The organism is Corynebacterium stercoris, assembly GCF_024160105.1.
GTDB classification, from domain to species: Bacteria; Actinomycetota; Actinomycetes; order Mycobacteriales; family Mycobacteriaceae; genus Corynebacterium; species Corynebacterium stercoris.
Map to the genome: position 1 here is coordinate 1 of NZ_JAMFTQ010000011.1, position 21,848 is coordinate 21,848.

General features: G+C 65.3%; 22 protein-coding genes. 9 read left to right on the plus strand and 13 right to left on the minus strand.

The genetic code is table 11. The features are described from left to right. Positions 1-207: 207 nt before the first annotated feature. The 5 genes from cls to M5J20_RS08440 form a co-directional block, all read right to left on the minus strand. A complete protein-coding gene (gene cls / locus M5J20_RS08420) occupies positions 208-1,731 on the minus strand; it encodes a cardiolipin synthase (protein ID WP_253578473.1) in 1,524 nt (507 codons plus the stop codon). Beyond that, complete coding sequence (locus M5J20_RS08425) at positions 1,728-2,519, minus strand: exodeoxyribonuclease III (protein WP_253578474.1); 792 nt, start codon at positions 2,517-2,519, stop codon at positions 1,728-1,730. The genes cls and M5J20_RS08425 overlap by 4 nt, the downstream gene beginning before the upstream one ends. 10 nt (positions 2,520-2,529) lie before the next feature. After that, positions 2,530-3,495: an N-acetylglutamate synthase, CG3035 family gene (locus M5J20_RS08430; RefSeq protein ID WP_253578476.1), complete on the minus strand. Its 966-nt coding sequence runs from the start codon at positions 3,493-3,495 to the stop codon at positions 2,530-2,532. Continuing rightward, positions 3,495-4,490, minus strand: a complete 996-nt coding sequence (locus tag M5J20_RS08435) for a hypothetical protein (protein WP_253578478.1) — start codon at positions 4,488-4,490, stop codon at positions 3,495-3,497. Before M5J20_RS08435 ends, M5J20_RS08430 begins: the two co-directional genes overlap by 1 nt. A gap of 90 nt (positions 4,491-4,580) precedes the next feature. Continuing rightward, positions 4,581-5,153, minus strand: coding sequence for a peptide deformylase (locus M5J20_RS08440; protein WP_253578480.1), 573 nt, complete (start codon positions 5,151-5,153; stop codon positions 4,581-4,583). Positions 5,154-5,171: 18 nt separating this feature from the next. Between M5J20_RS08440 and M5J20_RS08445 the strand changes: the two genes are divergently transcribed. From M5J20_RS08445 to M5J20_RS08455, 3 genes are all read left to right on the plus strand, one after another. Next, positions 5,172-5,384 (plus strand): DUF3263 domain-containing protein, encoded by a 213-nt coding sequence (locus tag M5J20_RS08445; RefSeq protein WP_253578482.1) that lies wholly within the window; start codon positions 5,172-5,174, stop codon positions 5,382-5,384. Between the two features lie 278 nt (positions 5,385-5,662). Further along, on the plus strand, positions 5,663-6,661 hold the full coding sequence (locus M5J20_RS08450) for a hypothetical protein (protein WP_253578484.1): 999 nt from the start codon (positions 5,663-5,665) through the stop codon (positions 6,659-6,661). A 27-nt stretch (positions 6,662-6,688) separates the two neighbouring features. Then, complete coding sequence (locus tag M5J20_RS08455; protein ID WP_253578486.1) at positions 6,689-7,819, plus strand: glutamate--cysteine ligase; 1,131 nt, start codon at positions 6,689-6,691, stop codon at positions 7,817-7,819. An 11-nt stretch (positions 7,820-7,830) separates the two neighbouring features. On the opposite strand, the gene M5J20_RS08460 is transcribed toward M5J20_RS08455, so the two are convergent. The 8 genes from M5J20_RS08460 to M5J20_RS08495 form a co-directional block, all read right to left on the minus strand. Next, the gene (locus M5J20_RS08460; RefSeq protein ID WP_253578488.1) at positions 7,831-8,259 is read right to left on the minus strand and encodes a monovalent cation/H(+) antiporter subunit G; all 429 of its coding nucleotides are present in this window, start codon (positions 8,257-8,259) and stop codon (positions 7,831-7,833) included. Continuing rightward, positions 8,259-8,537 carry a monovalent cation/H+ antiporter complex subunit F gene (locus M5J20_RS08465; protein ID WP_253578490.1) on the minus strand — a complete coding sequence of 93 codons (279 nt, stop codon included), beginning with the start codon at positions 8,535-8,537 and terminating at the stop codon, positions 8,259-8,261. Before M5J20_RS08465 ends, M5J20_RS08460 begins: the two co-directional genes overlap by 1 nt. A 6-nt stretch (positions 8,538-8,543) precedes the next feature. Beyond that, positions 8,544-9,062 (minus strand): Na+/H+ antiporter subunit E, encoded by a 519-nt coding sequence (locus M5J20_RS08470; RefSeq protein WP_253578492.1) that lies wholly within the window; start codon positions 9,060-9,062, stop codon positions 8,544-8,546. Then, on the minus strand, positions 9,059-10,792 hold the full coding sequence (locus M5J20_RS08475; protein ID WP_253578600.1) for a Na+/H+ antiporter subunit D: 1,734 nt from the start codon (positions 10,790-10,792) through the stop codon (positions 9,059-9,061). Before M5J20_RS08475 ends, M5J20_RS08470 begins: the two co-directional genes overlap by 4 nt. A 34-nt stretch (positions 10,793-10,826) precedes the next feature. Beyond that, the gene (locus M5J20_RS08480) at positions 10,827-11,315 is read right to left on the minus strand and encodes a Na(+)/H(+) antiporter subunit C (protein ID WP_253578494.1); all 489 of its coding nucleotides are present in this window, start codon (positions 11,313-11,315) and stop codon (positions 10,827-10,829) included. 1 nt (position 11,316) lies between these two features. Beyond that, on the minus strand, positions 11,317-14,334 hold the full coding sequence (locus M5J20_RS08485) for a Na+/H+ antiporter subunit A (protein ID WP_253578496.1): 3,018 nt from the start codon (positions 14,332-14,334) through the stop codon (positions 11,317-11,319). A gap of 372 nt (positions 14,335-14,706) precedes the next feature. Next, the gene (locus M5J20_RS08490) at positions 14,707-15,291 is read right to left on the minus strand and encodes an acetyl-CoA acetyltransferase (RefSeq protein WP_253578498.1); all 585 of its coding nucleotides are present in this window, start codon (positions 15,289-15,291) and stop codon (positions 14,707-14,709) included. Positions 15,292-15,564: 273 nt separating this feature from the next. Next, complete coding sequence (locus M5J20_RS08495; protein ID WP_253578500.1) at positions 15,565-16,908, minus strand: M20/M25/M40 family metallo-hydrolase; 1,344 nt, start codon at positions 16,906-16,908, stop codon at positions 15,565-15,567. Between the two features lie 176 nt (positions 16,909-17,084). Between M5J20_RS08495 and groL the strand changes: the two genes are divergently transcribed. From groL to M5J20_RS08525, 6 genes are all read left to right on the plus strand, one after another. After that, positions 17,085-18,722 (plus strand): chaperonin GroEL, encoded by a 1,638-nt coding sequence (groL, locus tag M5J20_RS08500; RefSeq protein ID WP_253578502.1) that lies wholly within the window; start codon positions 17,085-17,087, stop codon positions 18,720-18,722. A 478-nt stretch (positions 18,723-19,200) separates the two neighbouring features. Continuing rightward, a complete protein-coding gene (locus M5J20_RS08505) occupies positions 19,201-19,356 on the plus strand; it encodes a hypothetical protein (protein WP_253578504.1) in 156 nt (51 codons plus the stop codon). 43 nt (positions 19,357-19,399) lie between these two features. Beyond that, on the plus strand, positions 19,400-19,537 hold the full coding sequence (locus tag M5J20_RS08510; RefSeq protein ID WP_253578506.1) for a hypothetical protein: 138 nt from the start codon (positions 19,400-19,402) through the stop codon (positions 19,535-19,537). A gap of 139 nt (positions 19,538-19,676) precedes the next feature. Further along, a complete protein-coding gene (gene ppk2, locus M5J20_RS08515; protein WP_253578508.1) occupies positions 19,677-20,576 on the plus strand; it encodes a polyphosphate kinase 2 in 900 nt (299 codons plus the stop codon). A gap of 325 nt (positions 20,577-20,901) precedes the next feature. Continuing rightward, the gene (locus M5J20_RS08520) at positions 20,902-21,366 is read left to right on the plus strand and encodes a hypothetical protein (protein ID WP_253578518.1); all 465 of its coding nucleotides are present in this window, start codon (positions 20,902-20,904) and stop codon (positions 21,364-21,366) included. 1 nt (position 21,367) lies between these two features. After that, complete coding sequence (locus M5J20_RS08525; protein ID WP_253578520.1) at positions 21,368-21,829, plus strand: hypothetical protein; 462 nt, start codon at positions 21,368-21,370, stop codon at positions 21,827-21,829. Positions 21,830-21,848: the final 19 nt, after the last annotated feature.

Below are 21,848 nucleotides of genomic sequence, written 5' to 3' on the forward strand. Positions count from 1 at the left end.
AACACGTGGCCTGGGTGCAAAACGAGCTCAATGAAACACCCCGCCAAATCCTCAACGGCGCAACCCCACGTGAGATACTCCACGAAGTATTCAAACGTGGCGCAAACACCGCATGACACCGCCCCGTCACTATTGGGTTCTCACCATGGGGGTACGCGATCTGGGCGGAGTGCTTGTCGACGGCAGGGGCAAGAGCGGGCGCCCCGCCTACTGCACCGCGGACGTCAGCTTCATAACGTTGTCGACGTAGCGGCGGTACCAGGGGCGCTTCGCCCAGACCTCGAGGGTGAGCTCGCGGGATACGGCCAGGTAGTTTTCGGCAAGGCGGGCGAGGGCGGGGATGAGGGAGCCGTCGGCGATGAACAGGGAGTTCTCGTAGTTGAGCGAGAAGGAGCGGATGTCCATGTTGGAGGAGCCGATCACGCCCGCCGCGCCGCCCGGCACGCCCACACCGCCAACCCCACCAGCACGCTCCGGGTCCGCCAGGGCGAACTTGGTGTGGAGGACGTAGGGGGCGGGGAACTCGTAGATGTGCACGCCGGCTTCGAGAAGCTGCTGGTAGTAGGCGGATTGGGCGTGTTGGACCATGAACTGGTCGGCCTTCTCGCCGACCAGAAGGTCCACGCGCACGCCGCGGTAGCAGGCGGAGGTGATGGCCTCGAGGAGGGAATCCTCGGGCACGAAGTACGGCGAGCACAGCACCAGGTGGGAACGCGCCTGGTGGATGAGGGCGTTGAACATCCGCAGGTTCGGCTCGGTGAGGTAGCCGGGACCCGACGGCACGAGCTGGACAATGTTGATGTCGTTGGCACGTTCGTCAGGGGAGCTGGCGTCGGAAAGCGGAAGCTCGGTGGGGGAGGCGAGGGCGAGCACCTCGTCGGACTCGGCGTACCAGTCGACGGCGAACATGGACGCGATGGATGCGACGATGGGGCCTTCGAGCTCGACGAATGCGTCGACCCATTGCCGGCCGGCGCGGACGTGGCCGGGCATGAGGTAGGAGCGGTCGATGAGGTTGAAGGAGCCCATCATGGCGACGCGGCCGTCGACGACGATGAGTTTGCGGTGGTTGCGCAGGTCGGGGCGGCGCCAGCGGCCGTGCAGCGGGTCGAGGGGCAGCATCATGTGCCAGTCGATGCCGGCGTCGGTAAGCCGGCGCTTCAGCTGCCGGAAGCCGGGGTATTTCTGGGAGCCGATGTGGTCGAAGAGCAGGCGCACGTGCACGCCGCGGGCGACGGCGCGCTCGAGCGCCTCGAACACCGGAGCTGTGGTGTTGTCCCAGGCCACGGCGTAGATTTCGATATGGATATAGTCGGTGGCGGCGTCGACAAGCTCGGCGATGCGGCGCATCGTCATGTCGTAATCCGTCCACAGCGCCGGCGCGCGTCCGCGCAGCGCGGGGTAGCCGGTGAGCGCGCGGTTAAGCCGCACGATCGACGCGACCTCCGGGGCGAGATTGCTTGCCGACGGCACGTCCCCCACCCCCGCGTGCACGTTCTCCACCGCGGCTTTCGCCTGGTGCTGGATGCGGTGGCGGCGGCGCGAGATCAGCGTCGAGCCCATGAGCAGGTACAACGGAAGGCCGACGAGCGGCAGGAAAAGAATGAGCAGCAGCCAGGCGTTCGCGCTGGAAGGTTTGCGGTTGCCCGGCACGATGCCGATCATGACCAGCTTGATGGCGAAGTCAAGGGCCGTCGCGGCGGCCTGCCACCAGGAAAAGTCGAACGTCATCGCACCTGGTCGATGTCCAGATCGTGCGTGTCGAAGTCGGCGATGACGGGGGCGTGGTCGGACGCGCCCTTGCCCTGGCGCTCCTCAACATCCACCCACGCGTCCTCCACGCGGGTGCGCAGCGAGTCGGTGACCAGCAGAAAATCGATGAGCATGCCCTGGTTCTTCTGGAAGCGCATCGCCTTGTAGTCCCAGAACGAGTAGCGGTCCTCGTGCCTCACCTCGTGCAGGCCGGATTCGAGCAGCATCTGGTACGCCGCGCGCTCCGGCTCGGTGACGTGGGTTTTGCCCTCGAACCAGTTGATGTCCCACACGTCCTCATCGCGCGGGGCGATGTTGAAGTCGCCGGCGAACACCTGCAGCTCCGCAGGCTTCACCGATTCGCGCAGGCTGTAGAGAAACTCCAGCTTGTAGTCGTAGTGGGGGTCGCCGATCTCGCGGCCGTTGGGCACGTACAGGCTCCACACCTCGACCCCGCCGCACACCGCGCCCACCGCGCGCGCCTCCTGCACCGCGTCGCCGCTCTTGCTAAACGACGGCTGCCTGAAGAACGTCTCGCGCACGTCCTCCAACCCGACCCGCGACGCGATAGCCACGCCGTTCCACTGGTTGTGGCCCACGTGCGCGACCTCGTAGCCGGCGGCTTCGAAGGTGGCGTAGGGGAAGGTGCGGTCCGCGGTCTTGGTTTCCTGCATGCAGAGCACGTCGATGTTCGTGCGCTCGAGGAACGCGGCGACGCGCTCGGCGCGCGTGCGCACAGAATTGACGTTCCACGTGGCGATTCGCATGCCACACACCCTAACGCAACCGCGCGTAGCGGTGCCGATGGTGCTCCACGAAGCCCAACTTCGTGTACAGCGCGATGCCCGCCTCATTCGATGCCCGCACTTGCAGGTAGGCCGCGTCCGCGCCTTGCGCCGCGCCCCAGGCCAGCACGCTTTCGCCCAGGCGGGTGCCGTAGCCGCGGCGGCGGTGCTGCGGCGCGACCTCGACGGCGGAGTAGCCGAGCCAGCGCCGCCCGTCGTCGGAATCCGTGATGGTCGCGCGCGTGACGGCGACAGTCTCCCCGTCGAGCACCAGGCGCGCGAAGCCAATCTGCCCGTCGATGCGCTGCGCCAAATCGCGCACCGCCGCCTCCGGCAACGCCTGGCCGCGGTAGTGGTACATGGCCAGCCACGTCGCGTCCGGCAGGGCGTCGACCTGCACGTTCGGATCCATCTCCCGCGTCTCGACGGCAGTGGACATCACCGCAATCTCCTCACCCAGCGCCCACGCGTCGGGGCGCTGCTCCACCAGCCGCTGCGCCGGCTTGCCGATACGCTCCGGAATGCACAGCTGCACCGGCATGTTGCGCGCGCGGTAAAACTCGGTGATCGCGTCAATCGGCACGGCGGTGAACCCCGCCGAGTGGCCGATCGGCGTTGCGCTGTTGGACCGTTCGGCGATTTCGGCGCCGGCGCGGATGAGCCAGCCGTCGATACGCTCCTGCTCCTGCCCCGGAAACGCGCGCGCGGTGGCGGTTTCGATCGCGCGGATGTCGGAGTTGCGGACGGTGCGCGGGCTGAGCTTCTTGATGATGTGCAGGTCCTCGATCAGCACTGCCTCGCGTGACGACGGCAGCCCTCCCACCTCCTGCGGACGCACCACCAGCGGATTCGTGCTCACGACGTGGCCGATCACGTCGCTCGCGAGGTCCCCGCGGCGGCGGCGCACCACGACGCGGTCACCGACGGCGACCTCGTCGGAACGGAAAATGCGCGACACTACGGGTTGCTGCGGCGCACCAGCGCGGCGCCGATGGCGACCAGGACCGCGCCGATGCCGATGAGCGCGAGCATCGGCGTGCCGGTCTCCGCCAGGTCCTCGTCGTTCTCGCGGGTGCGCGTGGTGGTCGGGGTCGAGGACGTGGTGGAGCTGCTGGTTGTGGTCGTGCTCGAGGTGGTGCTTGAGGTCGTGGTGCTGTCCGTCGACGTGGTGGCAGAGGTCGTGCGGTTTTGCAGCACGTCCGCGGTGACGCTGGTGGTGGCGCTGGCCGTGGTGGTTGCGGTGACGCTGCTGCTCGACGACGTGGTGGTTGACGTCGTTGTCGCGGAGGTGGTCGACGTGGTGCTGGTCGTGCTCGTGGTGCTCGTGGTGGTGTCCGCGAGGTGGTTCACCTTCAGCGTTGCCGGCTCGGCGGCGGGGGTCGTCGTGGTGGTGACGGCCTTCGCGCGGCCTTCAGCCTTCGCCTCGACCGCGTCGGTGGTGACCGCCTCGAAGCCGAAGGCGATGCGCAGGTCGCCCTGCTCGGACCGCTCGGCGGCGTCGAGGGCCAGCGCGCGGGTCACGCCGAGGCTCACGATGGGGGCGGGGACGACAACGGCATCGTCCTCCGGGAGGACGTCGGCACGCAGGGCGCGGATGAACTCGCGATCGGCCTCGATGAGGTCGCCGGCCTGCTCGAACACCTCGGCACTGGAGGCCTCGGCATCGGTGTCGGCGTCATCGCGCAGGTCGGCGAGCTCGTCGGCAGCGTCGATGAGGTGTTCGCGCCACTGTTTCAGCAGATCACGATAGGCGGACTCGGCGGCGCTCTTCTCCTTCGGCGTCTCGGCGGCATCGATGCGGGCCTTAGCCTCGGCGAGGTCGTCGAGGGCAGCGGCGCGGGTGGAGGAGACGTCGGCAAGCAGAAGCTCCAGCGGGGACACCTCGGGGGCAGGGGTGAGCGGGGCAGCGGAGACAGCCAGGACGCTAGCGGCAAGGGCTGCAGGGATGCGCATGGGGAGGTCCTTGGGCAGGAGAAATACGACAGACGCGCCTAAGCATAGTCGCTGAGGCGCGGGAACCGAGGGGTGCGCGCCGTCGGAAAGCTAGTGCCCGAAGGGATCCTCGTCAGTGCCCGGGAGCCAGGTGTTGCCGGCGTCGGACCAGCCGTTATCGCGGATCGCGCGCTTGGCCTCGCGCTTCCAGCGGCCGGTGAGCACGTCGGTGTAGACGAAGCCGTCGAGGTGGCCCACCTCGTGCTGCAGACAGCGCGCGAAAAAGCCCGTGCCCTCGATCTCGATCTTCTCGCCGTTCTCGTCGAGGCCGGTCACCTTCGCCCAGTCCGCGCGGCCGGTCGGGAAGGACTCGCCGGGGACGGACAGGCAGCCCTCGTCGTCCTCGCCGTCGTCGCGAGGCATGGTCTTCGGAATCTCGCTGGTCTCCAGTACCGGGTTGATCACCGTGCCGCGGCGCATGACGTCGCCGTCTGGGCAGTGGTACACGAACAGGCGCAGCGGCACGCCGATCTGGTTCGCCGCCAGACCCACGCCGTTCGCCGCATCCATGGTCTCGTGCATGTCGGCGATCAGCTCCGCGAGCTCCTCGACCGGCTGAGTGACCGGCTCGGTGGGGTTGTGCAGGACAGGGTCGCCGTAGATCACGATTGGCCGAATAGTCATGCTGTATATATTAGGCACATGCTTTCCGACGTCGATCTCGCTGTCCTCGACTTCGAAGCCCGCGCCCCACGCTCGCTCGGCGCGAAAGAGGAGGCGATCCAACGCGAGTTCGGCATCTCCGCCGTCCGCTACTACCAGCGGCTCAACGTGCTCATTGATTCCCCCGAGGCGCTGGAGGCGCGGCCGCAGCTCGTGCGCAGGCTGCAGCGGTTGCGCGACGTGAGGTTGTAGGGGCGCGGCGGCGGTTGGGTTCGAGGTTTGCCGCCCCCACGGCCCTACCGCCCCACCGCCCTGCAACGATTTGCCCGACTTTTACAGCCCAAAATCGCTCACCTTGCTGACCAGCGGAAACGTGGAAGGCTCAAACCGCGCTGTAAAAGCTGGGCAAATCTCTGCAGCCCCATGGAGCTCTCAACGAGCCCGCCCACCCTGCTCGCACCGGCCCCACGGCCCTGCGTCAGCGGCGCGCCACTAACCCTCAATCACTACTTGAGACTATTGTGGCGCGTGTGACTAGCAAATACACCGGCAACCACGGCAACGGCGACGATCGCGACCTGAACCGCGACTACTCCGCCGACGATTACGAGTACGCGGAGGCGTACCCCGTCGACGAATACCCGGCCGACGAGGGCTACGCCGACGACGGCTACGACGAAGCCGAGTACGTCGAGTACGAGATCGTCGACGAGGAACCGGCCGCAGGCTACGCCGCCGCAGGCGTGCCGACGGAGGAGTACCGCGGCGCGCACCGCCGCGACGACGACGAGTACTACGAGGACGACGTCGACGCCGCGTACGCCGCAGCTCCGGCAGGTGCGGCAGGCTCCACCGCCGTCGTCGCTGGCGGGGTGCCGAAGCGCGGCCTCGCCATGATCCTCATCGCGGTCGCCGCATTGCTGCTGCTCTGGGGCATTTACGCGATGACGCAGAACAAGAACACCAGCGATTCGGCCGCGCCGGCCGCAACCAGCACCGAGACCACGACGGCGGCGACGAACACCGTCACGGACACAAACGCCCCGGCAAATCCGGCAGACCCGGCGAACCCGAGCGATCCGAACGCACCGGCAGACCCCAACGCACCGGCAGACCCGGCCAACGGCGCCAACGCAGACGCAAATAACCCCGCAGACGCGAACAACCCCGCCGCCGGCGCCGCCGGCGCACTGACGGCACAGAACGCACAGGTCTTCGTGTTCAACAACTCCGGCATCCCGAACGCGGCGGGTGACACGGCAGGCCGGCTAGATAGCCAGTACACGATCGCGAATAACTCGAACGATCCGGGCGCGATGAACATGCCGGAGCAGCAGTTCGGCATCTTCCCGCAGACGTTCGTGTTCTTCAACCCGCAGGTCCCGGGCGCGGAGCAGCTCGCCGGCGAGATTGCGCAGAAGGTCGGCGGCACGCCGCGCGCCACCAACGACCTTCCGCAGGGCGCGACCGCGCTGCCGGAGCAGGCCACCAATAACCCGAATGCAATTACGGTGGTCATCGCGGGATAAACCCTGCCGGGGCATACACTGACCCGCATGGATCCGTACCGCGATTTCGCCCGCTCCCCCGAACCGACACTCGGCGTGGAGTGGGAAATCTGCGTCATTGACCCGGAAACGCGCGACCTCGTGCCGCGCGCCGCGGATGTCATCGACGCGGTGCAGCAGCGCTACCCCGGCACCCACTTGGAGCGCGAGTTCCTCCAGAACACGATCGAGCTGGTCACGCCCGTCTGCACAAACACCCGCGAGGCGATCGACGCGCTGCAGCAGGACCTCGCCAAGGTCCGCGAAGTCGCCACTGAGCAGGACCTGAAGCTCTGGGCGGGCGGCGGCCACCCGTTCACGGATTTCCGCGAGCAGCCGCTGAGCCCGAAGATCACTTACGAGGAGATCATCAACCGCACCCAGTACTGGGGCCAGCAGATGCTGCTGTGGGGCATTCACTGCCACATCGGCGTCAGCCACGAGGACAAGGTCTGGCCGATCATCAACGCGGTCATGACGAAGTACCCGCACCTGCTCGCGATCTCGGCGTCGAGCCCGGGCTGGGAGGGCCTGGACACGGGCTACGCGTCGAACCGCACCATGCTCTACCAGCAGCTTCCTACCGCGGGCATGCCGTACCAGTTCCAGAACTGGGACGAGTGGGTCGGCTTCATGCGCGACCAGAAAACCTCCGGCGTGATCAGCCACACGGGCTCGATGCATTTCGACGTCCGCCCCGCCGCCAAATGGGGCACCATCGAGGTCCGCATTTCCGACGCCACCTCGAACCTCCGCGAGCTCGCCGCCATCGTCGCACTCACGCACTGCCTCGTGGTCCACTACGACCGCATGCTCGAGGCCGGCGAGGAGCTCCCCACGCTGCAACCGTGGCACGTCGCCGAAAACAAGTGGCGCGGCGCGCGCTACGGGCTCGAAGCGGTCGTGATTACCAGCCGCGAGACCGATGAGCGGTGGGTCTCGGAGGAGCTTGTCACGCTTATCGACGAACTTTTGCCCACCGCCAAGGACCTCGGCTGCGTCGAGGAGCTCAAGCTCGCGGAGGAGATCCTTGAGCGCGGGGCGGGCTACCAGCGCCAGCGCCGAATCCTCAAGCAGGGCGGGGACTGGACCGATGTGGTCGACAACTCCTGCCAGGAAATGATCGACCTGACCTGGTAAATGAGCGTCGGTTAGCGCTTGGAGTCCTCCGCCGAATGCGTCTTCTCCGTGGGGTTGACGCGGCGGGGGTGGTAGCGCGCGGGGCGCTCGTTGACGGCGAGCAGGTCCTCGCTGCCGTAAAGGCCTTCACGGCGCGCGATGCGGCCGAGGCGCTGCGCGGTCACGGGGTTGGTCATGAGCGCGAAGATGACCAGGAGGATCATCATGCCGATGTCGCCCTTTTCGTGCGGGCCGAATTCGGGCGCGCCGGTGAGGCGGATGATGGTGCCGATGATCATCAAGAGCAGACCTGTGGTCTGCGGTTTTGTGATCGCATGGATGCGCGCCATCGTCGAATGGAAGCGCACCGTGCCCACGGCGGCGGAGAACACCATGAACGCGCCGAGGATGATGAAGATCAGCGAGACGATGTCGGCGATGAGCGGCCAGTTCCAAGTCATTAGAGCGAACCATCCCTCTTGCGGAAGCGGGCGACGGACAGGGAGGCGATGAAGCCGAGCAGCGCGATGACGATCATCGCGTTGACCACCGTGGTGTCCAGTGTCCAGCAGATGTAGAGCGCGAGTGCGCACTGGAGCGACGCGGTGATGGCGTCGTTGCCCAGGACGCGGTCGAGCGAGTCCGGGCCCACGATGACCCGCCACGCAAGCAGCAGGAAGCCTAAGGCCAGCAGCACGCCGGCCACGGCCAGGAACGCGTTGTACACGGTTGGGTCCATGGGTTCTTACCTGCCTTCGAAAATCTCGATCATCTGGCGCTCCAGCTTGCGCACGTTCTCCACCTCGCGGTCGATGGCCTGCTGGCTGGAGGCATCCAGCACGTGGATGGTCCATTCGCGGTTGGCCACGTCGATGTCGGTGATGGAGCCGCCCGGCTGCAGGTTATAGGCGCAGGTGGCCAGGTAGAGCACCAGCTCGCTGGACACGCGCATGGGCACCTTCAGGATGGCGTTCTTCGGCTGCTCCTGCGGCCGCAGCGCAATCCACGCCACGCGTGCCGACGCAACAATGAGGTCCCACGACCAAATCGCCAGAAACTGCAGCGCCTTGAACCAGTTGATGTGCCTGTCCTCGCGCGGCACGGCGGGCAGCGGCAGCGCGACAACGATGAGGAAGCCGAGCGCCGCGCCCGCAATGACGTTGCCCCAGCTGATTTCGCCCATGAGGAGCAGCCACATGAGCGTCAGCCAGACGACAAAGCTCCAGCGGAAGCGGTTTTTGAATCCGGCCCATAGTTTGCTCATCGCGGCTCACCTCCCTGCACCGGCACGGGGGCCTTCTCGGTGGACAGGCCCGTGGATACCGGCGCTTGGTTTTCGCCGATGGTCTTGCGGTTTTCCAGCGAGTCGTAACCGCCGCCGCCCTGGTGCGGTGTGGCGAACTCGTCCGGCCTGCGCGTCGGGTTCTCCTCATCGCCGCTCAGCACCGCCTCGCGGTAAATGGCCTGGTCCTGTGCGGACTGGGCGGCGCGGTCGGTGATGTCGGAGATCGGGCCGGCGAGGAAGGTGATTGCTGTCGACGCGGCCACCAAAAGCGCCGTCGATAAGAGCATGCCCGGGGGGATGCGGCCGACGTCGTCGCGCTCGTCGATAGTCGTCGTTTCGTAGCGCTCCGCAAGGGTGGAGGGACGCGCCATGGCGACGTTGCCCTCGGGGGCGTCGTTGCGGTCGCGGAGGAACGCCTTGGACCAGACCAGGATCATCGCGTAGAGCGTGAGCAGCGAGGTGATCACGGCGCCGGCGATGAGGACCCAGGCGAGCCAGGAGCCGTCGTCGGCACCCGCTTGGATCAGCATGACCTTGCCCAGGAAGCCGGACAGCGGCGGGATGCCGCCGAGGTTCAGCGCCGGGATGAAGTAGAGGATGGCGATCAGCGGCGCAGAGTAGATCAGCGAGCCCAGGCGGCGCAGCTGCGCGGAGCCGGCCTGGCGCTCGATGAGGCCGACGACGAGGAACAGCGACGTCTGCACCAGAATGTGGTGCACGGCGTAGAAGATCGCGCCGGACAGGCCCTGCTTGGAGGCGAGCGCGATGCCGAAGATCATGTAGCCGATGTGGCTGACCAGGGTGAACGAGAGCAGTCGCTTGATGTCGTTCTGGGCGAGGGCACCCATGATGCCCACGATCATGGTGAGCAGCGCGACCCACATCAAAAGCCCGTCGAGGGAGCCGTCGGTGAACACGGTGGTGCGCATGCGGATGATGGCGTACACGCCGACCTTGGTCAGCAGGCCCGCGAACACGGCCGTCACCAGGGAGGCGGCGGTGGGGTAGGAGTCCGGCAGCCACGCGTCGAGCGGGAACACGGCCGCCTTGATGCCGAAGGCCACGAGCAGGGTGGCGAAGATCGCCGCGCGCGTGCCGTCCGGGATCTCCTCCATGCGGATGCCCACCTGCGCCATGTTCACGGTGCCCACCGCGGCGTAAACCATGGCGAGCGCGAAGAGGAACACCATCGAGGACGCGATGGACACCATCACGTAGCCGATGCCCGCGCGCACGCGCCCCGGCGACGCACCCAGGGTGAGCAGCACGTACGACGCCACGAGGAACACCTCGAAGCCCACGTAGAGGTTGAACAGGTCGCCGGCGAGGAACGAGAGGTTCACGCCCATCGACAGCAGCATGTACACCGGCAGGAACACGGCAACCGGGTCGTCTTCGTCGCCGTCGCGCAGACCCTGCGAAATGCCGTACCACTGCACGGCGAAGAGGACGATCGAGGAGACGAAAAGCATGATCGTCGATAAGCGGTCGCTCACCAGCGTGATGCCGATCGGCGCGTCCCAGCCGCCCATCTGCACCGTTTGGATGCCGTGGAGGTCCACGGTGATGATCATCGCCGCCGAAATCACGGACAGCGTCAGCAGCGTGGTCAGCGCGATGGTGCGCTGCAGCATGAGGTTGCGGGACAAGGCGATCAGCCCGGCCGCCACGGCAGGCAGCAGGATCGGCATCACCGTCAGGTACGGCATCCACGGCAGCACCGCTTCCGCGAATTGCGCGAGGCTATTCACCGTCAGCCTCCTTCACGGGCTGTTCAAACGAGCGCGGGCCGAACGCGTCACCCGACGAGCTCAGGCGGCCGGTCTCCGGGTTCGCGGACAAGTCGTGGTCCGGCGCGGCCGACGGTGTGGTCGGACGCGTGGCAATGAGGCGATCCTCCTCATCCCGCTCAATGATGTCGTCCGTGCGGTAGCGGTACTGGCGGTAGGCCAGGGAGAGCATGAACGCGGTCAGCGCCATCGAAATCACGATCGCGGTGAGGATCATCGCCTGCGCCAGCGGGTCCGCCATCGCGTCCGCGGCCTCCGACGACCGCTCCAGGATCGGCGGCGACCCCGCCTGGCCGCCCGCCTGCAGAATCAGCAGGTTCGCACCGTTGCCGATCAGCAGCACGCCCATGATCATCCTGGTCAGCGCGCGATCCAGCATCAGGTACACGCCGCACGCGATGAGCACACCGGAGCCGATCAGCAGAAACAGGTTCGCTTCCATCTCACTCGCTCCTTTCCGGGCTTTCGCTTGCCGACGTTCGGTTCTCCGCCTCTACCGCAGTCGAACCCGAGGTCGCCGTGGCCAGTCGTTCCGACAGGCGCTCGAGGCGCATCCGGGCCTGCTTGGCGCGGCGCCGCGCGTTCTTTTCCTGCAGCTCCTTGGCGCGGTCGCGGGCGCGGTCCTTGCGGGCTTCGTCCTCGCGGTCCAGGTACGCGCCCATGGTGGGCAGGATGTGCATGATCAGGCCGATGACGATGATGTACACGCCGGCGTCGAAAACCAGCGCCGACGGCACGTCGAACTCGCCGATGAGCGGCAGCTCCAGGCTGACGTAGTCAGACATCAGCGGCGGGTAGCCGAAGAACATCGGGAAGACGAAAGCCAGGCAGGTAATCAGCATGCCGGCGCCGAGGATCTTCGCCGGGTCGATCGGCAGTGCCTCTTCGATCTCGTGGCGGCCGCCCGCGAGGTAGCGCAGCGTGAACGCCAGCGCGGCGACGAGGCCGCCGGCGAAGCCGCCGCCCGGCGCGTTGTGGCCGGAGAAGAAGAAGTACATGGAGAGCAGCATCATGGACGGGAACAGGATGCGGGTGGCAATGTCCACCATGATGTTGCGGTTCTGCTCCGTCTCACTTGGCACGCCGTGCGCCAGCCAGCGCGGGCGCGTGGTGGACAGCGTCGGGCGGCGCGAGGCGCGCCCGAACTTGCCGGTGCCGAAGATGAGGCTGGCCACACCGGTGGCCGCGATGACCAGGACCATCGTCTCGCCGAAAGTATCCGCCGCGCGCAGGTCCACGAGCAGCACGTTGACCGCGTTGCGGCCGTGGCCGATCTCGTAGGCGAGCTCCGGCATGTGCTTCGAGATCGGCTCCGCCACGCGGGCGGACATCGCGGTCATGGCCACCACCGTCACGGACACGCCGGTGCCGATGGAAAGCCAGGCGCGCAGGCGGTTGTCCTCGTTGCGCGGCTCCGTCTCCGTCGGCATCTTGCGCAGCACCAGCATGAACACGACCATCACGATCGTCTCCACCAGCGCCTGCGTCAGCGCCAGGTCCGGCGCGCCGTGCAGCGCGAAGAGCATCGCCATGCCGTAGCCGGTGACACCCACCATGACCACGCCGGACAGGCGGTTGCGCTGCATGGTGGCGAAGACCGCCATGCCCACCATGATGGTCACCACGACACCCTGCCAGGCGTTGTCCCACAGGATCATGCGGATGCTGTTACTGGCGCCCAGGATGAGGTACGCCAGCGGCACGAGCATGAGCGTTGCGAAGATCACCGCCAGGTTGATGGTCAGCGAACCGCGCTGCGTCGACGCGGTCAAGCGCAGCGACAAGGTGCGCAGCGTGGAGAGGATGTTGTCCCAGATCACGTCCGCGTCGCCCAGCGCCGGTTTCTCCAGCTGCGCGCGCTTGACCAGGTCGCGCTGCCAGAACATCACCGCGCCCGCAGCGATGATCACTACAGTGAGCACCAGCGGGACGGTGATGCCGTGCCACAGCTCGAGGTCGTGGCGCTCCACGCGGGGGAAGCGGACATCGAGGTAATCGTTGAAGGCGTCGGAAAGCCAGCGCGGGAAGAGGCCGAACATGATCGTGCAGGCCGTGAGCACCGAGGGGGAGAGCCACATGATCGGGCCGATGCCGTGCATCTCCTGCACCGCCACGCTGCGGCCGCGCTCGTCCGTCTCCTGGTTCGGCTTGACCGCGAACGCGCCCCACAGGAAGTACAGGGTGTACGCCATGGTGAGGATCGAGCCCACGACCAGCACCACCAGCGTGATCTTGCCGGGCATGCCGGTGAGCAGCTCCTCGTGCAGCACCGCGTCCAGCGCCGCTTCCTTGGCCACGAATCCGAACAGCGGCGGGATGCCCGCCATCGACGCCGCCGAGATGACGGCGAGGATCGCGACGATCGGTTCCTGCCTGCCCAAGCCCGAGAGCTCCCGGATATCGCGCGTGCCGGTGGAGTGGTCGATCGCGCCGACCACCATGAACAGCGCCGCCTTGAACAGGGAGTGGCCGAAGGTGATGGCGAGGCCCGCCATCGTCGCCTCACGCGAGCCGATGCCGATCACCGCGGTGATGAAGCCGAGCTGCGAGACCGTGCCGTACGCCAGGATCAACTTCAGGTCGCGCTGCTTCAGCGCCATCCAGCCGCCGAGCAGCATGGTGAACCCGCCGGTGGTGATGACTACGAGGTGCCACGTAGTCACCGCCGCAAGGTCCGGCGCCAAGCGGGCGACGAGGTAGATGCCGGCCTTCACCATCGCCGCCGAGTGGAGGTAGGCGGAGACCGGGGTAGGGGCGGCCATCGCGCCGGGCAGCCAGAAGTGCCACGGCGCCTGCGCCGACTTGGTCAGCGCGCCGAGCATGATGAGCACGATCGCCACCGAGATGCCGGTGGTGCCCTCGATATCCGCGAACTGGGAGATTTCCGATAGCTTCCAGATGCCCGTCTGCGCGCCCAGCAGGTTGATGCCCACCAGCATCGCGAGGCCGCCGAAAGTGGTGATCATCAGCGCCTGGATCGCCGCACGGCGCGAGCTGGCGCGCTCGCCGTAGTAGCTGACCAGGAGGTAGGACAGCACCGACGTGAGCTCCCAGAACACGTACATGAGCAGGAAGTTGTTCGAGATCACCAGGCCGTACATCACGGTGGCGAACATCGTGAGCTCCGCCGCGAACTTGGCCAGGCGAATCGGGTTGGAGTCGAAGTAGCCCCAGCAATAGAACAGCACCAGAGCGCCGACACCCAGGATGATCAGGCTGAATAAGCCTGAGAGCGCGTCGAGGCGGAACTCCAAGTTCATGTGCGTCGACGGCATCCACTCAAACGTGGCGATGATCTCGCCGCCGTTCCGGAACACCCCGCCGTTGAACAGGGAGACCATCCATATGAACCCGCCGAGCGGCACCAAGGCCAGGATGCCGAAGGCGGGCCTGCCGATGATGCGCAACATAAAGGGCGCGGCGATGGTGGCGGCAATCAGGGCGATCAGTAGCGTCAGCACGGTCGCGGGCCCTCCTTGTCGCATCGAGTTGGTACGTGAGAGCCGCACCGAAGGGCACAGACGTGCCAGAGAAAAATGCGGCCTCCACCCGAGAAAACCCAGGTAGAGGCCGCGCTACACCATAATTAACTTGCGGAACAAGATAAAAGGCGCGTCAGAAAATGTAGCGCGGCCAACAATGGACACTGTACATAAATCAACGACTTCACGCTCACGTCGGGTCCACCCGCCCCTGCCGGCGGGACCTGGCTCGCCGTTCCGCAGCTGCCCGGGGTGACAAATTCGACCACAACGGTGGGCGCATAAGTTCACTACCAGGCACTTTAAGGTCAGGCAGATATTGGAGATGCGGAATTTGTCACCCGGATGGAACTACATGTTGCCGTGGATGCGCTGCGCGCCGGCGGAGAGCGCCGCCGCAGCGGAGGCCTCCGGGGTCTCACCGAAGCCGGCGACCCAAGCGTTGCGGAAGTGGCGCTCGGAGTGGCCGACCTTGATAAACGTCGCAGTCTGGCCGAAGAGCTCAACCTGGTGGAACTTCAGAATCTCCACGTAGCGGTTGTGGATGTTCAGGACGCGGGTGATGGCGCGGACCGGGCCGTTCGCCTCGATGACCTCGGAGGTGCGGCGCGCCGGGCTGGCCTTCGGCATCGCGTCGACGTCGAAGGCGTACTCGGACATCATCCAGTTCTTCTGGGTGGTGCCGGTGTGGGTGATCTTCAGCGTCGGCTCCGGCGCGTAGGTGGCCATGAAGAGGCCCCAGTCCATGTCGCGGGCTTCTTCGCGCAGCTCGCGCGGGAGGCTGGCACCGAGCTCGATGCGGGCCATAACCTCGTCGAAGTGCGGGGCCTCCGGTGCTGCGTGAGTGATGTGCGGGTGCGCGCTCGGCGCGGCGTGGATCGCCTCGTGCAGGTCGGTTGCGTGGGACGGGGCAGCGGTGGTGGTGTGGGTAAGCATTGTGGCTCCTAGCTTTTGCGAAGTGGAAGGTTTTTCGACCCTGGTGCTGGGGTGCTAACGACTACTTCCGCGCGCCGCGGGGGTCTATGCGGCGGGGTGCGTAGCCCCGAGTACTCGCTCGGCTAGGACGCCGGCGGCTCGGTCTTCTGCAGCTAGGAAAACGCGAATCACTGTCACGCAGGTCACAGTAACCCAGATCACAGTGACGCGCAACACATTTTGCAATCGGCCAGTAAAAAGCCCCTCCGAAGAGGGGCTAGAAGCAGCTCATACCTACTTGCCGTAACGGAGCAGGAACAGTGCCTGGGCCTTCGCTACGTGCTCGATCTCGGTCGGGTCGACGGACTCGTCGACACCGTGGATGTTGCACTTCGGCTCCTCGACGCCGTAGAGCGCGAACTCCGCATCCGGGAAGGTCTGCTGCAGGGTCACGCACAGCGGGATGGAGCCGCCGGAGCCGATGAGCGCCATCTCCTCGGAGCCGTACGCATCCTTGAGCGCCTGGATGACGGTGGCCACGCCCTCGCCGTGGACATCGGTGTCGAACGGCTGGTTCACGCCTGAGATCTCTACCTCAATCTTCGCGCCGTACGGTGCGTGGTTGATCACGTGCTCCTTGACCTTCTCGGCAACCTCGGCGGCGTCCTGGCCAGCCGGGACACGCAGGTTGAAGAGGCACTCGGCGGTGGGGTTGACAATGTTCGATGCATCCACGACCGGCACGGAGGTGAAGCCGATCACGGTCAGCGCCGGGCGGGCCCAGATCATGTCCGCCGGGTCCTCGTCTTCGGTGCCCAGAATTTCGACGCCGTCGAGGATGCGGGCGTCCTTGCGGAACGCCTCGCGGCCGTACGGGTCGCCGTCCCACTTTCCGGTGCATTCGACACCATCGATGCGCGTGCGGCCGTGCTCGTCGAAGAGCGAGTCGATGATGCGCACCAGCGCGTGCGCGGCATCCGGTGCGGCGCCTCCGTAGCCGCCGGAGTGGATCGCGCCCTCGAGGGTGTCCACCTTCACGTGCACCTGGCCGCCGCCGCGCAGGGTGGTCACCAGCGTCGGGTGGCCGACCTCAACGTTGCCGCCGTCGCCGATCACGATCATGTCCGCGTCGAAGAGCTCCGGGCGCTCCTTGATCATCTTGCTCAGGGAGTCCTTGCCGCCGAGCTCCTCGGCGCCCTCGAAGACCACCTTCAGGCCGAGGTCGGTGCCGCCGGCCTCCTCGACGAGGCGCAGAGACTCCAGGTGCATCGCGATGTTGCCCTTGCAGTCCGCGGCGCCGCGGCCGTACCAGCGGCCGTCGCGCTCAGTCAGCTCGGTCGGCGGGTTGGTCCACGCGTCCGGGTTGGTCACGATCACCGTGTCGTAGTGGGAGTACAGCACTACGGTCGGGGCGCCGTTCTGCGCCTCCTTGGTGCCGATGATCAGGTCGGCGTTATCGATCGTCTCGAAACGCTCAACGTTCAGGCCGAGCTCCTCAAGAGCCTTCGCGCAGAAGTCGGCGGCAGCCTGGTGCGATTCCTCAGCAGCCGGAGTGGAGTGCGGGGAGTAGAAGGACACGAGCTCCTTCATGTCCTCCCAGATGCGGTCACGGTTCGGGTTCAAATTCGGTGCAGTCATGTCTCCACGCTAGCACCGCTTTCTGGGCGGGAGCTGGGAACTTTACGACGTTTGCTAGCAGGCGTCGGCAAGCGGGCGCTCCTTGCACTCGATGGGGGAGAGTGCTAAAACTGGGTGCTGGCACTTGCACTCCCAGAGTGCTAACGAAAGCTACTTAAAGAAGAGGCATTTTACGCATGGCAAAGATGATCGCATTCGACGAGGAAGCACGCCGCAGCCTGGAGAACGGCCTGAACACGCTGGCCGACGCTGTCCGCGTCACGCTCGGCCCCAAGGGCCGCAACGTGGTGCTGGAGAAGAGCTGGGGCGCGCCGACGATCACTAACGATGGCGTGACCATCGCGAAGGAGATCGACCTCGAGGATCCGTACGAGAAGATCGGCGCCGAGCTGGTCAAGGAAGTTGCCAAGAAGACTGACGACGTTGCCGGCGACGGCACCACCACCGCGACCGTCCTCGCACAGGCACTCGTCCGCGAGGGCCTGCGCAACGTGGCCGCCGGCTCCAACCCGATGGGCATCAAGCGCGGCATCCAGGCCGCCACCGAGAAGGTCTCCCAGCACCTGCTGGACACCGCCAAGGAAGTTGAGACCCAGGAGGAGATCGCTTCCACCGCCGGTATTTCTGCGGGCGACCCGGAGATCGGCAAGAAGATCGCCGAGGCGATGTACGCCGTGGGCAACGGTGCGGTGAACAAGGATTCCGTGATCACCGTCGAGGAGTCCAACACCTTCGGCGTGGACCTCGAGGTCACCGAGGGTATGCGCTTCGACAAGGGCTTCATCTCCGCGTACTTCGCCACCGACATGGAGCGCGGCGAGGCGGTCCTCGAGGATCCGTACATCCTCCTGGTCTCCTCCAAGATCTCCAACGTCAAGGAGCTCGTGCCGGTGCTGGAGCAGGTCATGCAGTCCGGCAAGCCGCTGCTGATCATCGCCGAAGACGTTGAGGGTGAGGCGCTGTCCACCCTCGTGGTGAACAAGATCCGCGGCACCTTCAAGTCCGTGGCCGTGAAGGCGCCGGGCTTCGGCGACCGCCGCAAGGCCATGCTGCAGGACCTCGCCATCCTCACCGGCGGCCAGGTCATCGCCGAAGAGGTCGGCCTGAACCTGGAGACCGCAGGCATCGAGCTGCTCGGCCAGGCCCGCAAGGCTGTTATTACTAAGGACGACACCACCATCGTCCAGGGCGCCGGCGACCAGGAGCAGATTGAGGGCCGCGTGCGCCAGATCCGCGCCGAGATCGAGAACACCGACTCCGACTACGACCGCGAGAAGCTCAACGAGCGCCTGGCCAAGCTCGCCGGCGGCGTCGCAGTGATCAAGGTCGGCGCCGCCACCGAGGTGGAGCTCAAGGAGCAGAAGCTGCGCATCGAGGACGCTGTCCGCAACGCGAAGGCAGCTGTTGAGGAGGGCATCGTCGCCGGCGGCGGCGTGGCACTCCTGCAGGCCGCATCCGTGCTCGAGGGCGACCTCGGCCTGGAGGGCGACGAGGCGACCGGCGTGAAGATCGTCCGCGAGGCGCTCTCCGCACCGCTGAAGCAGATCGCGCTGAACGCAGGCCTGGAGCCGGGCGTTGTCGCCGACAAGGTTTCCCACCTCCCGGAGGGCGAGGGCCTGAACGCCGCCACCGGCGAGTACGTGAACATGCTGGGCAACGGCATTGCCGACCCGGCCAAGGTGACTCGTTCCGCACTGCTGAACGCGGCTTCCATCGCTGGTCTCTTCCTGACCACTGAGGCCGTCGTCGCTGACAAGCCGGAGCCGGCTGGCGCAGGCGCTGGCATGGACCCGGAGGCCATGGGCATGATGTAAGGCCTGTGGGGCCTGCTGGCCCGCGCAAAGCTTGCTGAGGCGCGCTCTTCCCGTTGTGGGGAGGGCGCGCTTTTTGCTTTCCGACGGTCGGGGGGAGCGGTGGGAGCGGCGCCGGGTGGGTGGGGAGGCGGCGGTGGGGGCCTAACTACCCCCAGATGTGGGGCATGGTTTGGGGCGGCACGGCCCTTCGTATCGGTAGGTACTTCGGCACGTGTTACAGACAGCCGAAGAAAGTTAGATTGTGTTAACCAGACGTGTCGAAGCGACGCAGGTAGAAAGTTGTTTCGGCTGCTAGGTGACATAAAGGTTAAATTCCGAACCCTTGAAATCCTCTGAAAAGGAGTGTCAACGAATTTCAGAATTCCCCTTGCGCTCTGGAAAGACTGTGGCATACTTCTTCCCGTGATACCCCTTGGCGGGTGTCAGAAAATGTCAATACCTTTGCCAGTCTTCTGGCACCGACACCGAAGGGGACAACATGCCCATCAAGGATCTCATCGACCTCCTCAAGGACCTCGAGGTTTTCGCGAAGAACTTCTCCGCTCTCTTCCAGAACGCACCGGGCCTCCTGAAGCCGTTCACCAACGCTGACATCGTTGAGAACACCAAGGCTGTCTTCACCATCAAGAAGTAGCCACTTCTTCCCCTACAGCATCTGAGAAACAAGGAGTTCTAAAATGACCTTCAAGACCGCTATCGACAACTGGGCAGCTCTCTCCTCCGGCGACACCATCACCGGTGGCCTGCTCTCCGCTCTCAAGGTTCTCGGCGGCCTCGCTGAGAACGCTCACAAGCTGCTCGGCCTGCTCGTCTAGTCACGACGCCGAAGCTTCGAGCTTCACGCACCCCGCCAGCGCGATCGCGCGGCGGGGTTTTTGCTGCCAGAAAATGGTTGTGGGGTGGGGGAATGAGCGTCGGCAAGCTTAAGCCCCGTGTGGGGCTAGAATGGGCGGTATGGCTGACCACAAAGATGACGAATTGCCGATGATCGACCTCGCCGCGACTGAAGGCTGGGTCGTGGATGATTCCGACGAGGACGATCCGGTGCTGCTGATGCCGGACGGCTCGCCGATTGAGACGTGGCGCGAGCAGTACCCGTACGACGAGCGCATGACCCGCGACGAGTACGAGGACAAGAAGCGTGCCCTGCAGATCGAGCTGCTGAAGTGGCAGAACTGGACCAAGGACACCGGTCAGCGCCACATCATTCTCTTTGAGGGTCGTGACGCTGCCGGCAAGGGCGGCACCATCAAGCGCTTCAACGAGCACCTCAACCCGCGTGGTGCCCGCACGGTGGCGCTAGAGAAGCCGTCCCCGCGCGAATCGACGAGCTGGTACTTCCAGCGCTACATCGAGCACTTCCCGGCAGCCGGCGAGATCGTTTTCTTTGACCGCTCCTGGTACAACCGCTCCGGTGTGGAGCGCGTGATGGGCTTCTGCACGGAATCCCAGCACGCCGAGTTCCTCCGCGAGGTGCCGATGCTGGAGAACATGATCCTCGGCTCCGGCATCTCCCTGACCAAGTTCTGGTTCTCGGTGACGCAGCGCGAGCAGCGCACCCGCTTCGCCATCCGCCAGGTGGACCCGGTGCGCCAGTGGAAGTTGTCCCCGATGGACCTGGCCAGCCTGGACAAGTGGGACGACTACACCCGCGCCAAGGAAGAGACGTTCCGCTACACGGATACGGACGAGTCGCCGTGGATCACCATCAAGTCCAACGACAAGAAGCGTGCCCGCCTCAACGCGATGCGCTACATCCTGTCCAAGTTCGAGTACACGAACAAGGACCACAGCGTGGTCGGTGAGCCCGACCCGCTGATTGTGAAGCGCGGCCGCGACCAGATTGGTGACTAGGGGCTAGGTGAACCCTCCCGAAGGGCTTCCGCCGATTGGCGGAGGCCCTCTTTGGGTTAGGTGGGTTGAGCCCTAGATTTACGCAGGCAAAATCACATTGTGGACCTAGAGAAAATCGCACAGTTCATTGCTAGTTTCATGGATATTAGAACGCATTCAACCCTGAACTCGCCGCGTTCTTGGATGCCAACCAGCCAGCAGTGGCGCTCGGTATCACTGGCCTGGGTCTTCTCGCGCTGATGTTCATCCCTGATCTGTGCGGTGATGAATCCGTCGCGGAGGTGCTGTCCAGCAAGTAGACCGCCACGCTAGTAACCTTTCCCTCATGGGTGAGGGGGCTAGCGAAAAGTCGCGACGACTTGTCGATATGGGGCAGAAGGCAGATCTCAACGCTGACTCTGCCCCATTCGTCTATATGCCGAGCGTCGATGCCGTTGACGGCGTGGACTACCCGGTGCTGCTCGGAGACGGTTGCATGCTGTCGATTCGCACGCGGGAACTGGATAACCGGATCGTCGATTTCGCACTCAACCAGTACGTGACACGAGACTATCCAGCCAATTACTCGAATCAGAATCAAGACGTCGCGCGGATTGACTGTTGCCACAGTAGGATCCACCGCCACCAGTTCCACCGGGATCGCGCTCAGAGCCCGCAAGAGGTTATCGCCGACTTATCGCAGTCGCCGAGTCAGCTGGAGGCGGAACTCACCATTCATTCCCACTACGATGAGTGCTATCTCCTCATGATCGACAACTGGGAACTCTATTTGGAAAGGTTGGAGAAGTAGCATGAGCAACGAAACTGCAAAACGATCGCGTGAAGTGAAGTTCCTGACCAAGCTGCGACTCCTCATCGCAGGTATCACGCAAGCGTCGATGCTCAGCCCAGCAAAGCGCGAGGATTTCGCTGCGGCAACGCCTTGGCACCCGAATATGCCGATGATCCCTGCCGAGTGGTCGCGCCCGCTCAGCGAGGTACGGGACCTTGCGCGTGAAGCTCTCGCTGGCGGCGGGGATACCGTCTTTGTACCGGTGCTGCGGGATCCTGAGCTCACGGACGGCGTCCCCATGATCACTGCCTGCTTCTTCACCAGCAAGAATGTCGACGACTTCTGGTCTGAAGAGGTGAGCTCCATGCACGGCGGGGTCACCATGGAGGATCTGGTCGCGACCCTCAGCCCGGACAAAAAGTGGGACTACCGCGATCTCGAAAGCGTCGGCCCCCTGAAAACGCTGATCGACATCGTGTAACTAACAGGCGCCCCGCCCG